Origin of the sequence: Streptomyces sp. NPDC015346 (assembly GCF_043078785.1) — a bacterium.
Lineage (GTDB): Bacteria > Actinomycetota > Actinomycetes > Streptomycetales > Streptomycetaceae > Streptomyces.
In genome coordinates this window covers 704,655-719,862 of sequence record NZ_JBIBTW010000003.1, presented here as the reverse complement: position 1 = coordinate 719,862, position 15,208 = coordinate 704,655, and the positions used below count along the sequence as shown (strand labels likewise).

Here is a 15,208-nt window from a genome sequence, read left to right as displayed (position 1 = left end):
TCCCTGTCATGAACAGTCAGAACGCCGTCGTCGACGGCTCCGTGCGGGTCGGCATCACCGGGGTGGGCACCTGCCTGCCGGAGCGGGTCATGAGCTCGGAGCGGCTGCGGCAGCGGGTGTCCGAGGCGGGCGGGTTCGCGCTGCCGGCCGGTGTGTTCGAGCGGGCCACCGGCATCCGCACCCGCCGCGTCGCGCGGCCGGACGAGTACGCCTCCACCCTGGCGGTGGGCGCCGCACGGGGCGCGCTGGCGCGGGCCGGCCTCGACCCGCTGGACATCGACCTTCTGGTGTTCGCCTCCGCGTCGCGCGACATGGTCGAGCCGGCCACCGCGCACATCGTCCAGGCCGAACTCGGTTCCCGGGCGCACGCCCTGGACGTGACGAACGCCTGCAACAGCTTCGTCAACGGCGTGGATCTCGCCCGTTCCATGATCCTCGCGGGGCGCGCCCGGCGGGCCCTCGTCGTCACCGGCGAGACGCCGAGCCGGGCCGTACGGCACGATCCCGCCGATCTGGACCAGTTCCGGGACGGCTTCGCCGGCTACACCTTCGGCGACGCCGGGGCGGCGGTGGTCCTGACGGAGGTCGACCGCGGCGGGATCCTCGACGTGGACAGTCAGACGCACTCCGAGCACTGGAGCGTCGGGGGGATATTCGGCGGCGGCTCGCGTCACCCGCGCGGGGAGGAACACACGTACTTCCGCGGTGACGGCGGCGAGCTGCGCGAGGTGTTCGAGAAGGTCGGCACGTCCGTACTCGACCGGGTGCGGCACCGTACGGGGTACGACTGGACCGACTTCCGGTACGTCCTCGTCCACCAGGTCACCGTGCCGTATCTGGAACGGTTCGTGGAGATCACCGGCGTGCCCGAGGACCGTCTTGTCGTCACCGTTCCCGAGCTCGGCAATGTCGCCAGTGCGAGCCTGGGCATCCAACTCGACCGAATACAGGACACGTTGGAGTCCGGCGACCGGGTGTTGTTCGTCGGCCTGGGTGGCGGCGTCAGCATCATGACGATGGTCTGGGAGCAGGCGTGAGCGCCCTGTGGGTGGTGGTGCCCGCCCACCAGGAGGCCGCGCGGATCGGCGACACCCTGGAGGCGCTCGCCGCGCAGCGGGACCGTGACTTCCACCTCGTCGTGGTGGACAACGCCTCCGAGGACGACACCGCCGCGATCGCCCGCGCGTTCGCGGAGCGGGCACCCTTCCCGGTGCATGTGCTCGACGAACGGGAGAAGGGGGTGGGCTGCGCCGTCGACACCGGCTTCCGGTACGCGATCGCGCGGGGGGCCACGCTGCTCGCCCGCACCGACGCCGACTGTCTGCCGCGTCCCGGCTGGACGGCGGCGGCGCGGGCCGCGCTGCAGGGCGGTGCGGGCCTCGTGTGCGGGCGGATCGACGCCCGCCGCGACGAGCACGGGCCGCTCGGCCGCGCCCTGTTCCGTACGCTCGTCGCCACCGCGGCGTTCTTCGGGCGGATCCGGCCCGCGCACCGGCGCCGGCACGGCTACCTCACTCCGTACCGGATGCACGCGGGCAACAACATGGCGATCACGGCCGGTCTGTACGAGGCGGTCGGCGGGATGCCCCGCCGCCCCTCCCCCACCGACCGGCTCTTCCTGAACCGGGTGCGGCGCCACACCACCGCCATCACGCACGCCCGGGACATGGTCGTGGAGAACTCCACCCGGCGCCTGCGCGCCTACGGAATCGTCGGAACCGCCCGCTGGTACCTCGACAAGGGTCCGGGGCGTCACGGGGAGGACCCGCGCTGATGCTCGACGCTCTCGCCCACACCCTGCGGTCGAACCCCGGCCGCCCCGCCGTCCTCGGCACCACCCGCACCGGCGCCGTACGCACCAGGGCGACCTGCGGCGAACTGGCCGACCTCGCCGACCGGTACGCGCTCGCCCTGCACGCGCGCGGTGTCGAGCGCGGTGCCACGGTCGGAGTCGCGGTCCGGCCGGGACCGCGGGCGCTGGCCGTGATGCTGGCCGCGTACCGGCTCGGTGTACGGGTCGCGGTCCTCGACCCCGGAGCGGGCCCCGACGTGCTGCGCGCCCGGCTCGCGCTGGCGCGCCCCGACATCGTCCTGGCCGACGCGGCGGCGCAGGCGGTCGCCGGCTGGGCCCGGCCGCTCGCGCGCCGGGCCCAGCTCGCCCTGCCCGATCTCGCGGAGCTGGGTGGCCCGGTGGCCACGGTCGGGCGGAGGCTGCCCGGTTCCGCCCCCGCGCTGGAGGCGGGGGCGAGGTCGTCGTCCGGGGGTGGATCCCGGCCGGGAGCCTCGGGACTGCCGCGACCGGTGGACGAGGACGGCGACGCGGTCATCGTCTTCACCTCGGGCACCACCTCGCTGCCGCGCGCCGTGGTCCACACCCGTTCCTCGCTCGCCGCCGGCATGGCCACCGTGACGGATCTGGTGCGGCCGGAGCCGGGCCGACCGGTCCTCGGCGGGACGTTCTTCGTCCTCGTCCCCTCCCTGGCGAGCGGCGCGCCGGTCGCGCTGCCCGCCCGCTCACCCCGGGTCCTGGCGCGGCAGATGCACCGCCTGGCCCCGCAGGCCACCTATCTGACGCCGCCCCACCTCCGTGCGGCCCTTACGAAGGGCGCCAGGTTCACCGGACGGGTGTGGACCGGATCCGCCCCGGCCAGTGCCGACCTGCTGACCCGGGTCAAGCAGGCGGGAGCGGACGAGGCGTGGGGGGTGTACGCGCTCACCGAACTGTTCCCCGCCGCGGCCGTCGAACAGGCGGACAAGGCGGCCTTCGCCTCGGACGGCGACCTGGTCGGCGCGCCCCTGCCGGGGGTCGAGGCCAAGACCGGGCCGGCGGGGCAACTGCTGCTGTCCGGCCCGGCGGCCCGGGACCGCTACCTCGGCGAGGTGGCCGATCCCTGGGTCGACACCGGCGACCGGGCCCGGCTGGAGAACGGGCGGATCGTGCTGGAGGGACGCTGCAAGGACATGGTGCTCAGGCGGGCCGAGAACATCTACCCGGGTCTGTACGAACCCGCGCTGCACGTGACCGGCGTCGAACTGGCGCTGCTGGTGGGGGTTCCGGCCGAGGACGGTGACGAACGGCTGGTCGCCGTCGTCCAGCCGCGCCGGGGAGCGGACCACGCCCGGGTCCGGACCGCGCTCGCCGCACCGCTGGAACGCATGGGCAGCGCCCGGCCGGACGCGCTGCTGTTCGCCGACATCCCGCTCTCGGGCCGCTCCCTGAAGCCGGATCGCGCCGCCACGGCGGCCTTGGCGGCGGAACGGCTGACGGCGGAGCGGGCGGGAGGACGGGGCCGATGACGGCCGATACGCGTACGACTCCGAGCACGGCGCTGCGCTCGGCACCGGGCACGGCACGGGACACGGCACCGAGCACGACACCGGGCACGGCACCGGGCGAGACGGAGAGCACGGCGGAGAGCGGGACTCCGACGGGGGCGGTGCCCGTGCCCGTATGCCCGGTGACGTCCGCCGTCCGTGCGGCGCGCCGGCGTGACCGGCGCGTGTACACACGCTCGCACCCGCTGCTGTTCGCGCTGCTCGCGGCGGTACGCCGTCGGCCCGTGGTCCGCATCGGGCGCGCGGTGGTGGTGAACGGCGCCGAGCCGTACCACCGGGCGCTCACCCGGATCCCCCTGGATCGGACCGCCGCCGGGACCACCGGGGGCGCGGCCCGCGAACTGGGCGGCGGCGGCATGCTGTTCGACCAGGACGGAGCGGGTCACCGTGACAGCCGGCGGGCCATCGCGGGAGACCTGGGCGCCGCCGGTGTGGCACGGCTGCGTCCGGTCTGGCGGGCGGTGCTCGACGGGGGCCTCGCCCCGCTCGGCGAGGGCCGGGCGGTCGATCTCGTACCGCTGGCCCGGGAGTTGGCCGGGGCGACCGTCTGCGCGCTGCTGGAGACGACGTCCGATCCGGTCGCCGTGGCGCGGGCGGCCGGCGAGGCGGCGGCGGCCGCCGTCCGGGACCATCTGCCCGGGCCCCGCCCGCCCGGCTCCGCACGGGTCGCCGCCGAGGCCACGGCCCGGCTGGAGGCGCTGCTCGCGGGTGAGGCCGAAGGGGGCGCAGGCGACGGCGGTCCGGAGGCCGGGCTGCGGGCCATGCTCGCCGTCGCCGCGGTCAACACGACGGTCGCCGCGCTGCCGCGCGCCGCGGCCTGGTGCGCGGACGCCGGCTGGTGGGAGCAGGCCGAGGACGAGCGGCTGCGGCCCGCCCTGGTCTCCGAACTGCTCCGGGTCACCGCGCCCTCCCCGCTGCTGCCGCGGGTCGCCGCCGCCGACGCCGAGCTCGGCGGCTGCCCGGTGCGGGCGGGTGACCGCTTGCTGCTGGTCGCCCGCCACGCCGTGGGGGCGTACCGCGATGTGCCGGACGCCCGGCGTCCGGCGCCGCCCTCGGTCGCCCAGCTCGTCTTCGGTGCCGGTCCGCACGCCTGCCCCGGCGCGGCGCTGGCGCGAGCTCAGCTCGACGACATGCTGGCCGCACTCGCCCCGTACCGCCCGAGCGTGGTGCGGGCCCGGGTGGACCGGCGGGCGGCGCTGCCGGGCTGGCGCAGCCTGACGCTCCGCGCGCCCGCCGACCGGGCACGAGCCGACGGCGGAACGGCAGAACGGAGCAGCGCATGAGGACCATCGCCGTGACCGGAGCCAGTGGCTTCTGCGGCTCCCATGTCGCCGCGCTCGCGGCGGCGCGTGGCGCGGAGGTGCTGTGCGTGGGGCGCCGGCCGGGTCCGGTGGGCCGGCACATCCCCTGGGACGCCGCGGACGCCGTGCCGGAGCTGGCGGGCGCCGACCTCGTCGTGCACTGCGCGGCGGCCGTCGGTGATCCGGTCCCCGGATCGCCGGCCGAGGCCACGATGCGCGCCGTGAACGTCGACGGCACCGCACGGTTGCTGGAGGCGGCCGCGGGCCGCCCGGTGGTGTGGGTGAGCAGCGCGAGCGTGTACGCCCCCGGGCCGGGCCGCGCCCGGATCACCGAGGAGCATCCGGTGTGCGGGCAGTTGAACGCCTACGGCCGTACGAAGGCGGCGGGCGAGGCGCTCGCGCTCGCCGCCGGGGCGGTGGTGCTCCGCCCGCGCGCGGTCTACGGGCCCGGCGATCCGCACCTGGTGCCCCGGCTCCTGGCGCGGGTCCGCGGCGGGGTGTTGCTGCTGCCGGGCCGTGACGTCCGGCTGAGCCTGACCGCCGTGGAGAACCTGGCGGAGGCCTGTCTGGCGGCCGGGGGCTGGCCGCCCGGGGCGTACAACATCGCCGACCCCGTGCCGTACCGGCGTGACGAGGCGGTACGGACGGTCCTGCGCGCCCATGGGATGCGGGCGCGGCTCGGCCACCTGCCGCTGCCCGTGGCGCGGGGCGCGGCCGTGGCGGCGGAGGCCCTGTCCCGTCTGCGGCCCCACGCCGAGCCTCCGCTGACCCGGTACGCGGTCGACCAGCTGGCCCACACGGTCGTCCTCGACGTCTCCAGGGCGCGGGCCCAGGGGTGGACGCCGCACCGCACCCTCGCCGACTACGCGGCGGCGAGAGCGACGGCGGCGGCCTGACCGCCCGGCGGCGTATGCGGGTCGCGGGCGGTCCCGGGCTGTCGTCGGCGGGGATCAGCAGAGGGTCGGGCGGTCGCCGGCGGATCCGTAGAGGGGCGGGCGGTCGCCGGCGGGATCCGCAGCGGTCAGGCGGTCGCCGGCGGGATCCGCAGCGGTCAGGCGGTCGCCTGGCGGGGATCCGCAGCGGTCAGGCGGTCGCCGGCGGGGATCCGCGCGCATAGTCCCGGGGCGCTCGGGCAGGCGCGAGGCAGCAGCCCGCCGGAAGGAGCGCGCCATGCCGACGGACGCGGTCCCGGCCGCGATCAGTGGCGGTTCGTACTGGATGCGGGGCACCCCGTCCCCCGACCACGCCCCTCTCGACGGCGACCTCACCGCCGACGTCGTCGTCATCGGCGGAGGCATCGCGGGTCTGTGCGCCGCGCACGAGCTGGTACGGGCCGGGCGTGAGGTCGTCGTGCTCGAGGCGGACCGCGTCGCCCGCGGGGTCAGCGGGCACACCACGGGGAAGCTCACCTCGCTGCACGGCCTGCTCTACGCCGAGCTCCGTGACGCTCAGGGTCCCCTCGCCGCCGCCCGGTACGCCCGCGCCCAGCAGGAGGCGCTGGACCGGGTGGTCGAGCTGTGCGCCGAGACCGGCGTCGACGCCGAGCTGGAGCGGGCCCCGGCTTTCACCTACGTCGTCGACGAACGGCGGGCGGAGGAGATCCGCGCCGAGTACGCGGCCGCACGGGAGGCGGGGCTCGACGCCACTCTCGTGACCCGGACGGACCTGCCCTTCCCGGTGGCCGCCGCCGTGCGTGTGGAGGAGCAACTGCTCTTCCACCCGCGCAAGTTCCTCCTCGCCCTCGCCGACGATCTCGTCGCGCGCGGCGGCCGGATCCACGAACACACCCGCGTCACCTCGCTGCGCGAGCACGCACACTGCCGGCTGCGGACCGAGGGCGGCGCGACGGTACGGGCCGAGGACGTCGTCATCGCCACGAACTTCCCGCTCACCACCCACGCCTCGCTCCTGACGAGGCTGAGCGTGCGCCGTGAACTGGTGGTCGCCGCCCCGGTGGCCACCGCCGCCGCGCCCGAGGGCATGTACCTCACGCCGGAGGACCGCACACGCTCGGTGCGCACCGCCCCGTACGACGACGGCCACCGGCTGCTGATCGTCACCGGCGAGGCCTTCGAACCGGGCGCGGGTCACGCCCGGGAGCGGCTCGAACGGCTCACCGCGTGGGCCGGCCGGTGGTTCCCGGGGTTCGGCGAGGCGGGGACCGTCTTCCGGTGGTCGGCGCAGGACGTGATGTCCGCCGACCGCCTTCCGTACGTCGGCCATGAGCATCCCGACACCCAACACGTCTTCGTGGCCACGGGTTTCGGCGGCTGGGGCATGAGCAACGGAGTGATGGCGGGCCGTCTGCTCGCCGCGCACGTGACCGGCGCGCCGCGGCCCGACTGGACCGAACTCTTCGATCCGCGCCGCCATCTGCCGCTGCGGGACATCCCCGAGGTGGTCAGGTCGCAGGCCCAGGTGGCCCGGCACGTGCTCGCCCGGCACGCGCCGCGGTGCACGCACATGGGGTGCGAACTCGGCTTCAACGACGCCGAGAACACCTGGGAGTGCCCCTGCCACGGCTCGCGTTTCGCGGCCGACGGCAGCGTCCTGCAGGGACCGGCCACGCGCCCCCTGGAGGAACGGGCGGCGGGAGAGCCGCACCGAACGGGGGCGGGCGAAGGACGTCCGGCCCTCGACACGGAACGGAGGCGCACCGAATGACCGACGCGTCCACGCCCACCCGGCCGGAGCCCGAGGGCCCCGGCCCCGTACCGACCACACCCGATCCAGTACCGCGCGATCCGCGTCCCGCCCCTGCTCCCGAGCCGGGGTCGGAGCCCGGCCCCAGTGGCCCGTCCGAGCCCGTTCCGGAGCCTCCGGACTAGCGGCGTCGCCGCCCCCGCACACGCCTCGACCACAGAGCGTGACGATTCGAGATGCGAAGCCGCGGCCGCACTGGTTCTCTGAAGGAGGTCTCACCCTCCCCCAATGACAAGGAGTGACCATGAGCATGTCCGATGAAACCCGCGGCCGGGCCCAGCAGATGCGCGAGAAGGCGCAGCAGCTGCAGGAGCAGGCCGAGCGCGCCTCGGATCCGCAGGAGCGTCAGCGCCTGCAGGAGAAGGCACGCAAGCTGCGGGACCAGATCGAGCAGCAGGGCGGTATGACCGGCGGCGGTATCTGACCGCTCGACGTCTCGTCTCGCTCAGCTCAGGTACGGCCGGCCTCCCCGTTTCGTCCGGGGAGGCCGGCGTCGTGCTGTTCAGCGGCGCAGCGGACCCTCGCAGGTGAACGTGGACGTTCCGGCGCGGGCCCCGGACCAGATCTGGACCGGGCCGAAGGAGCAGTTCATGTCGTTGAAGTTGTTCCCGCCGGTCAGGCTGCGGTCGAGGACGAAGTAGTCGACGGTCTCGGACATGTCCTTGAAGACCTGGTCGGGGTCGGTGGCGTCGGCGAGGTTGGCGGTGATCCTGCCGGTGCAGACGAAGCGGGGCAGATCGGTGCCCGTGCTGCCGGTGCAGGTGGGGGTGTTGCTCGTCGCCGTGGCGAAGGCGGCGCGTATCTGCGCCGGGGTGGCGTGCCGCAGGGTCGCGGTCGGCTGGTGGGTGGTGGCGGGCACGAAGAGGTCGTCCACTCGGGCGATCTGCCGGTCGAGGAAGGCGTCGTAGGCGCGCTGGGTCCCGGCGTCCCTGCCGATCGTGTCGCGCCAGGTGTCGTAGCCGCGGACGTCCCCCGCCCGGAGGTGGTCGTACATGGTGCGCAGCAGGGCCGGGCGTTCGGTCCAGAGGTACTCGAAGAACGTTCCGGCGTACGCGTAGAAGCGGAAGCCGTCGCCGTCGTAGGTGGCGTGGAGGATCTGGTCGACGGTCATGCGCGGTCCGCCGGACGCGGTGTCCCGGATGACGCTCTGCACCAGGGACTTGCGTACGGCGATCCCGTCGTCGCGGGTGGCGCCGTCGAAGAACTCCGCCGTGCCCTCGTCCATGGCGGTGGTGCGGTCGTTCTCGTACCAGGGGCCTTCGCCGAAGAAGCCGGGGACGGCGTAGCGGCCGTTGAGATAGTGGACGTACTCGTGGCGGAAGAGCTCTTCGAGGGTGAGGCTGGAGTCCTGCGGGACGCGGCGCTGGTACGTGTAGAAGGTCGCGCCGCGCTCGATGTAGATGCCGCCGTTCTGGGTCCCCATGCCGGTCAGGATCGGGTGGTACGTCTCGTAGTCCTGGCGGGAGGCGTAGAGGACGACGGTGAGGACGGTGTTGGGGTCGCCGGCGAGCGGCTTCTCGGTGCCGAGGACGCGGTGGAACTGCGCCTTGACCTGCTTGCTCGCGTAGTAGAGCTGGTCGACGGTGGCGCGGTCGAGGCCGGTGCGGACCTTGATCGCCCCGTTGTCGTAGGTGTACGTGTGGGGGAAGATCCGCGCCTCGATGTCGGCCTTGCAGACTCCGTAGGGGGCGCAGGCGTCGTAGTGGTTGAGCCAGTTGACGAGGGAGGCCCACGGGGCGCTTCCCGTACCGAAGTCCCGTTCCACCGGGGCGAGCAGGGCACCGAGGTCGGCGACGACGCCTGGGCGCAGGCCTTCGATCTGGCCGAACCGGCCGTATTCGGCGAGGGCGTCGCGGACGACCCAGGCGTTGGCGGTGTTCTTGAGATGCGTGTGGCCGGCGAAGGCCTTGAAGGCGGCGCGGTAGGCGGGGTCCTGGGCGACGGCGGTGTGGAAGGCGGTGTCCTGGTTGCCGGGGTAGACGCCGAGGTAGTTCACGGAGAGGGCGGCGAGGGCCGCCCCGGCCCAGCCGGGGTCGGTGGCGGTCGCCGGGTGGTCGGCGCCCATGCGGGCGAGGACCTTGACGATCAGGCCGAGTTGGTGCTGCCGCAGTCCGGGCGCGCTGCCGGTGTAAAGGGCCTCGCGGAGGGTCTGGGCGTTCTGCGGGGTGACGTCGAAGGTGCGCGGGGCGGCGGCGTAGGCGCTGGTGGCCGCGCGTATCGCCGCGACGGTGGGGGCGTCGGTGATGTCGATCTCGGAGCGGCCGAAGTCGTGGTAGGCGACCGCGTGGAGATAGGTGAACATCTCCAGAAGGTGGGTGGTGTTGCGGCCGTCGTGGGCGGCGGCGAGGTGGGTGATCCGCTGGGCGACGGCCTGGACGTGGGCGTCGGACATCACGGGGGCGAGGCGGGCGTCCCAGGTCCAGATGAGTCCGCGCAGGCAACCGTCGGCCTGGACTGCGGGGTCGGCGAGGAAGTCGGCGAGCTGGGTGGGGGAGAGTTTCGTGAGGCCGTCGAGGGTGCACTCCACTCCGGCCAGGGTGGTGGCGGCGGCCGCGGTACGCGCCCGGTCGGCGGTGACGGGGGCGTTCTGGGGTCCGGGGACGCGTCCCGCGGTGATGCCGCGGGGCGCGGTGGCGGGGCCGGTCCTCACGGCCGGTGCCTCGGCGAGGCGCTCGACCTCGTCGCGCGGGTTGGCGACGAGCGGCGTGGGGGCGGTCGCGCCGGTCCTCTGGGGGGCGAAGGTGGCGGGCACGGTGCTCGGGGCCGCGGCCTGGGCCGTGGAGACGAGGGGTGCGGTGAGGGTGGCGGCGAGCGCCGCGGCGAGAAGGGTCGTGCGCACGGCTCTGTGCTGGGACACGAAGTCTCCTGGTATGGGGGGTTGGTGAGATGCGAGACGGTTCCAATGGGAGGAACCGGAGGCGTGAACTGCCCTTGCGTGCAAGGTGGTTGGGCTGCCCCTGGTCCGAGGCATGCCGTGTAACATAGCAATGTGAAATTGCACTGAGAAGCCTTGTGCGTCATCAGTTTCCGTACGCGGAGGGCCGGTTCGGGCCCCTGCGGCTTCGCCTCCGCGCTCACACCACGCCCCTTCTTCTTTCTCCCCTCCCCCTTCTCCCCTTCCGGAGTCCTCAATGACCGAGGTGTCCGTACGCCCCCACACCAGCAGCCACGACCTGCCGGTGTCCCCGGAGCTCGCCACGTTCATGGCGGGCGGCTGGGCGCCCTCGCCGCTGCCCCGCGACGCCCGGGTCCCCGGGTCCGGCCTCACCCCGGCCCGGCGCGCCCGGCTGTCCGCCCGCTTCCCCGGTGAACGGCTGATCGTCCCGGCCGGCGAGCCGCGCGTCCGCTCCAACGACTGCGACCACCGCTTCCGCCCGCACAGCGCGTACGCCTGGCTCACCGGCCTGACCGGCGAGGACCAGGCCGGTCACGTCCTGGTCCTGGAGCCGGACGGGACGCGGGGACACGAGGCCGTCCTCTTCCTGCGGCCGCGCTCGCCGCGCGACGGCGGCGAGGAGTTCTACCGCGACCGCCGCCACGGCGAGTTCTGGGTGGGCCGCCGCCCCGACCTCGCCGAGGCCGAGCGGCTGACCGGCATCCGCTGCGTCCACCTCGACGGCCTCAAGCGGCTCCCACCGGGGAGGGACGCGGCGCGCGACGCCGAACTCGCCTCCGTGCTGAGCGAGTTGCGGCTGGTCAAGGACGCCTGGGAGGTGTCGCAGCTGCAGGCGGCGGTGGATCACACGACAGCCGGTTTCGAGGACGTGGTACGGGCCGTTCCGCGCGCCCTCGCCCACCCCCGGGGCGAGCGGTGGATCGAGGGCGTCTTCGACCTGCGGGCCCGGGCCGAGGGCAACGGAACGGGGTACGAGACCATCGCCGCCTCCGGGGCGCACGCCTGCGTCCTGCACTGGACGCGCAACGACGGCCGGCTCGACCGGGACGACCTGCTGCTTCTGGACGCGGGCGTGGAGACCGACACGCTCTACACCGCCGACATCACCCGCACCCTGCCGCTCTCCGGCCGCTTCTCCCCCGTTCAGCGCCAGGTGTACGAACTGGTCCTGGCCGCGCAGGAGGCGGGCATCGCGGCCCTGCGACCCGGCGCCTCCTTCCGGGACTTCCACCGGGCGGGCATGAAGGTCATCGCCGAGGGGCTCGCCGACTGGGGCGTCCTCCGGTCCCCCGAAGGCGAGCTGCACCGGCGCTACACCCTCTGCGGCAGCGGGCACATGCTCGGCCTCGACGTCCACGACTGCGCGCAGGCACGGTCGGACGCCTATGTGGACGGGGCCCTGGCGGAGGGCCACGTCCTCACGGTCGAGCCGGGGCTGTACTTCCAGCCGGACGACGAGACCCTGCCCGCCGAACTGCGCGGGATCGGCGTGCGGATCGAGGACGATCTCGTGATCATGGAGGACGGGGCCCGGCTGATGTCCGGTGCGCTCCCCCGTACTCCGGAGGCGATCGAGGCGTGGATGGGCGCCCTGCTGGACGGGTGACCGGGAGGGGGCTCAGGGGCGTAGAGGCGCTCAGCGGGCTCAGGGGGCTCAGGGGGTTCAGGTCAGGGGGCTCTCCGGGAGGCACGAAGTTCGTTTCTGGCGAGGCTTGTTGGGACCCTTGGCAAGCACAGTGGCATGTGAAATATTACCGCCGTGCCCACGAGACACCCCACAGCGGCGCCCGACGTCATCGTCGTCGGCGCCGGAATGATCGGCGCGGCCTGCGCCTACTACGCGTCACGCGCGGGCCTCTCCGTCACCGTCCTCGACCGCGGTCCCGTCGCGGGCGGGACGACCGGGGCCGGCGAGGGCAACCTCCTGGTCTCCGACAAGGAGCCGGGACCGGAGCTCGACCTCGCCCTGCTGTCGCACCGCCTGTGGCGCGAACTGGCCCCCGCACTGCGGGCGGAGGCCGAGTTCGAGCCCAAGGGCGGCCTGGTGGTCGCCTCGGACGAGACAGGCCTCGACGCCCTGCGCCGGTTCGCCAAGGCCCAGGGCGCCGCGGGCGTCGAGACCGGCGAGATCCCCGGCGACCGGCTCCACGATCTGGAGCCGCACCTCGCCGAGGGTCTCGCCGGCGCCTTCCACTACCCGCAGGACGCGCAGGTGCAGCCGGCGCTCGCCGCCTCGCACCTGCTGCGCGCCTCCGGCGCCCGCCTCCGCCTCGGCGAGGAGGTCACCGCCCTGCTCACCGGGCCCGACGGGGCCGTGCGCGGTGTGCGCACCGCAACCGGCGTCCGCCTGCACGCGCCCAGGGTCGTGAACGCCGCCGGAACGTGGGGCGGCGCGTTCGCCCGGCTCGCGGGCACGGAGCTGCCGGTCCTCCCCCGCCGCGGCTTCGTCCTGGTCACCGAACCGCTGCCGCGACTGGTGCGCCACAAGGTGTACGCGGCGGACTACGTCGCCGACGTCGCCAGCGACTCGGCCGCGCTGCAGACCTCCGCCGTGGTCGAGGGCACTCCGGCGGGCCCGGTGCTGATCGGCGCCAGCCGGGAGCGGGTGGGCTTCGACCGTACGCCGTCGACCGAGGCGCTGCGCCGGCTCGCGCGAGGGGCCGCGCGGCTCTTCCCGGTGCTCGCCGACGTGCGGGTGATGCGCGCCTACGCCGGCTTCCGCCCATACCTTCCGGACCATCTGCCCGCGATCGGCCCCGACCCGCGGGTTCCCGGGCTCCTCCACGCCTGCGGACACGAAGGCGCCGGGATCGGACTGGCCCCGGCCACCGGGCTGTTGATCTCCCGGTTCCTGACCGGGGCCCCGCCGGGCCTCGACACCCGGCCCTTCCGGCCGGAGCGGTTCCCGCCGGATCCCCTCGGGCGGACGGCCTGACCGGGAAAAGTCCCGTACACCGTCCGCCGCCGGCCGTCCGCCGCGAAGCGCCAACCGTCCCCCACCAGTCAGCAGTCACCAGCCACCAGACGTCAGCCGTCAGCCGTCAGCCGTCAGCCGGGAGAGAGCATGCCGCGTCGCCTGGGTAAGTCCACGGAGCCCCGCCCCCGTACACCGCTCTCGCTCGTCGACGCGCGGCCGGGGCCGCCGGTCGAGTTCACCTTCGACGGGCGAGCCCTCACCGCGCTGCCGGGGCAGTCGCTCGCCGCCGCGCTGTGGGCGGCGGGCATCACCTCCTGGCGCACCACCCGCGAGGGCGGCCGGCCACGCGGGGCGTTCTGCGGGATCGGTCAGTGCTTCGACTGCCTCGTCACGGTCGACGGCCGCCCCAATCGGCGGGCCTGTCTCGTCCCGGCCGGTCCCGGAGACGTCGTCACCACGCAGGAGGGACACGGCCGTGCCGCTCTCGACCCCCGCTGACCCCGGCACCCCCACGGGCGGCAGGGCGGACTCGTACGACCTCGTGGTCGTCGGCGCCGGTCCGGCGGGGCTCGCGGGCGCCGTGGCCGCGGCCGAACGCGGTCTCTCGGTGGCGCTGCTCGACGGCGACGCCCAGCTCGGCGGCCAGTTCTACCGCCACCCCGCCCCCGGTCTGGGAGCCGCCGTACCCGAGGCGCTGCACCACGGGTGGGCGGCGTTCGACGGGCTGCGCCGTCGCTGGGAGGCCGGCGGCGGCTCTCATCTGCCGCACCACCACGTGTGGACGGTGGCGAGCGAGCGGGCCGCCACGCCGGGGGCGGGCGCGGACGGCGCGTCGTGGGTGGTGCACGCGGTCACCGGCCCGGACGGGGACGGGGAACGGCCCGTCGCCGTACGGGGCCGGGCGGTCCTCCTGGCGACCGGCGCGGCCGAGCGTCAGCTGCCCTTCCCCGGCTGGACCCTGCCCGGGGTGATCGGGGCGGGTGGCGCCCAGGCGATGCTGAAGTCGGGGCTCGTGCTGCCCGGCGGGCGGGTCGTCGTCGCGGGCAGCGGGCCCCTGTTGCTCGCCGTCGCGTCCTCGCTGGTCACGGCGGGGGCCCGGGTGCCGGCCCTGGTGGAGGCGTCGGGATATCTGGGCTACGCCCGGCGGCCGGACGTCCTCGCCGCCGGTCCGGGGAAGCTGGTGGAGGCGGCCGGGCACGTGACGCGCCTGCTCGGGCACGGGACGCGGCCGTATCCGCGCCACGCCGTGGTCCGCGCGCACGGCGCGGAGCGCGTGGAGGCGGTGACGGTCGCCCGCCTGGACGACGACTGGCGGCCGGTGCCCGGCACCGAGCGGCGGGTCCCCTGCGACGCGGTGGCCGTGGGGCACGGCCTCGTGCCCCGGATCGAGCTGGCCACGGCGCTCGGCTGCGCCACGCGCCGCACGGTGGACGGCGCGGTGGCGCTCGTCCTCGACTCCGCCCAGCGGACCTCGGTCCCCGGCCTGTGGTCGGCAGGTGAGACGGCCGGTGTCGGTGGCGCCCCGCTCGCCATGGCGGAGGGCGAGTTGGCGGGGACGGCGATCGCGGACCGGCTGCGCGGCGCGGCGGTCGCGCGTCCCTCCGCCCGGACCCGCTCGCTGCTGCGCACCCGGGCGCGGCTGCGGGCCTTCGCCGACGTGATGGCCGCCGCGCACCGGCCCGGTGACGGGTGGCCGGCGTGGCTCGACGACGCCACGGAGGTCTGCCGCTGCGAGGAGGTCACCGCGGGCCGGATCGCCGAAGCCGTGGAGGGCCTGGGGGCGGGCGACGCCCGCACCGTGAAGCTGCTGACCCGCGCGGGCATGGGCTGGTGTCAGGGGCGGGTGTGCGGGCCGGCGGTCGCCTGCCTCGCGAGGCGCGGCGGACACGGTGGAGGCGGCGGGGGCGGCGGGCGCGACCGGCGCGGCGCGGAACCGCTGAACCCGCTGCCCGCCTCTCCCGAGCGCCGCTCACCGGCCGTTCCGGTCCGCCTGAGCACCCTGGCCGCGCTCCAACCGGACCCGGACGGTGACTGACTCCGTCACCGCGTTTCGTA

The 15,208-nt window shown here is 75.0% G+C and carries 12 protein-coding genes; 11 read left to right on the top strand and 1 reads right to left on the bottom strand.

The window, feature by feature from the left end:
• The first annotated feature begins 8 nt into the window (after positions 1 to 8).
• The 7 genes from ACF06X_RS14040 (at position 9) to ACF06X_RS14010 (ending at position 7,764) form a co-directional block, all read left to right on the top strand.
• Entirely contained in the window at positions 9 to 1,037 is a 1,029-nt protein-coding gene (locus ACF06X_RS14040) for a 3-oxoacyl-ACP synthase III family protein (protein ID WP_392287496.1), read from the top strand.
• Positions 1,034 to 1,774 carry a glycosyltransferase family 2 protein gene (locus tag ACF06X_RS14035; RefSeq protein ID WP_392287495.1) on the top strand — a complete coding sequence of 247 codons (741 nt, stop codon included), beginning with the start codon at positions 1,034 to 1,036 and terminating at the stop codon, positions 1,772 to 1,774. The genes ACF06X_RS14040 and ACF06X_RS14035 overlap by 4 nt, the downstream gene beginning before the upstream one ends.
• Positions 1,774 to 3,297, top strand: coding sequence for a class I adenylate-forming enzyme family protein (locus ACF06X_RS14030; RefSeq protein WP_392287494.1), 1,524 nt, complete (start codon positions 1,774 to 1,776; stop codon positions 3,295 to 3,297). The genes ACF06X_RS14035 and ACF06X_RS14030 overlap by 1 nt, the downstream gene beginning before the upstream one ends.
• The gene (locus ACF06X_RS14025; protein ID WP_392287493.1) at positions 3,294 to 4,619 is read left to right on the top strand and encodes a cytochrome P450; all 1,326 of its coding nucleotides are present in this window, start codon (positions 3,294 to 3,296) and stop codon (positions 4,617 to 4,619) included. Before ACF06X_RS14030 ends, ACF06X_RS14025 begins: the two co-directional genes overlap by 4 nt.
• The gene (locus tag ACF06X_RS14020) at positions 4,616 to 5,533 is read left to right on the top strand and encodes an NAD-dependent epimerase/dehydratase family protein (RefSeq protein ID WP_392287492.1); all 918 of its coding nucleotides are present in this window, start codon (positions 4,616 to 4,618) and stop codon (positions 5,531 to 5,533) included. Before ACF06X_RS14025 ends, ACF06X_RS14020 begins: the two co-directional genes overlap by 4 nt.
• A gap of 274 nt (positions 5,534 to 5,807) precedes the next feature.
• Positions 5,808 to 7,301, top strand: a complete 1,494-nt coding sequence (locus ACF06X_RS14015; RefSeq protein WP_392287491.1) for an FAD-dependent oxidoreductase — start codon at positions 5,808 to 5,810, stop codon at positions 7,299 to 7,301.
• A gap of 283 nt (positions 7,302 to 7,584) precedes the next feature.
• Complete coding sequence (locus tag ACF06X_RS14010; protein WP_392287490.1) at positions 7,585 to 7,764, top strand: DUF6381 family protein; 180 nt, start codon at positions 7,585 to 7,587, stop codon at positions 7,762 to 7,764.
• A 78-nt stretch (positions 7,765 to 7,842) separates the two neighbouring features.
• Here the strand turns inward: ACF06X_RS14010 and ACF06X_RS14005 are convergent, their stop codons facing one another.
• A complete protein-coding gene (locus ACF06X_RS14005; protein ID WP_392287489.1) occupies positions 7,843 to 10,197 on the bottom strand; it encodes a collagenase in 2,355 nt (784 codons plus the stop codon).
• Positions 10,198 to 10,471: 274 nt separating this feature from the next.
• Here ACF06X_RS14005 and ACF06X_RS14000 point away from each other — a divergent pair, with 274 nt between their 5' ends.
• The 4 genes from ACF06X_RS14000 to ACF06X_RS13985 all read left to right on the top strand — a co-directional run bounded on the left by ACF06X_RS14000 (position 10,472) and on the right by ACF06X_RS13985 (position 15,188).
• On the top strand, positions 10,472 to 11,842 hold the full coding sequence (locus tag ACF06X_RS14000) for an aminopeptidase P family protein (protein WP_392287488.1): 1,371 nt from the start codon (positions 10,472 to 10,474) through the stop codon (positions 11,840 to 11,842).
• Between the two features lie 153 nt (positions 11,843 to 11,995).
• Positions 11,996 to 13,171 carry an NAD(P)/FAD-dependent oxidoreductase gene (locus ACF06X_RS13995; RefSeq protein WP_392287487.1) on the top strand — a complete coding sequence of 392 codons (1,176 nt, stop codon included), beginning with the start codon at positions 11,996 to 11,998 and terminating at the stop codon, positions 13,169 to 13,171.
• A 129-nt stretch (positions 13,172 to 13,300) separates the two neighbouring features.
• Positions 13,301 to 13,651: a (2Fe-2S)-binding protein gene (locus tag ACF06X_RS13990; protein WP_392287486.1), complete on the top strand. Its 351-nt coding sequence runs from the start codon at positions 13,301 to 13,303 to the stop codon at positions 13,649 to 13,651.
• The gene (locus ACF06X_RS13985; RefSeq protein WP_392287485.1) at positions 13,629 to 15,188 is read left to right on the top strand and encodes an FAD-dependent oxidoreductase; all 1,560 of its coding nucleotides are present in this window, start codon (positions 13,629 to 13,631) and stop codon (positions 15,186 to 15,188) included. The genes ACF06X_RS13990 and ACF06X_RS13985 overlap by 23 nt, the downstream gene beginning before the upstream one ends.
• The last annotated feature ends 20 nt before the right edge of the window (positions 15,189 to 15,208 follow it).

Coding starts and splice junctions, on each gene's coding strand:
- ACF06X_RS14040 (WP_392287496.1), top strand. CDS start 9: ATGAACAGTCAGAACGCCGTCGTCGACGGCTCCGTGCGGGTCGGCATC.
- ACF06X_RS14030 (WP_392287494.1), top strand. CDS start 1,774: ATGCTCGACGCTCTCGCCCACACCCTGCGGTCGAACCCCGGCCGCCCC.
- ACF06X_RS14025 (WP_392287493.1), top strand. CDS start 3,294: ATGACGGCCGATACGCGTACGACTCCGAGCACGGCGCTGCGCTCGGCA.
- ACF06X_RS14020 (WP_392287492.1), top strand. CDS start 4,616: ATGAGGACCATCGCCGTGACCGGAGCCAGTGGCTTCTGCGGCTCCCAT.
- ACF06X_RS14015 (WP_392287491.1), top strand. CDS start 5,808: ATGCCGACGGACGCGGTCCCGGCCGCGATCAGTGGCGGTTCGTACTGG.
- ACF06X_RS14010 (WP_392287490.1), top strand. CDS start 7,585: ATGAGCATGTCCGATGAAACCCGCGGCCGGGCCCAGCAGATGCGCGAG.
- ACF06X_RS14000 (WP_392287488.1), top strand. CDS start 10,472: ATGACCGAGGTGTCCGTACGCCCCCACACCAGCAGCCACGACCTGCCG.
- ACF06X_RS13990 (WP_392287486.1), top strand. CDS start 13,301: ATGCCGCGTCGCCTGGGTAAGTCCACGGAGCCCCGCCCCCGTACACCG.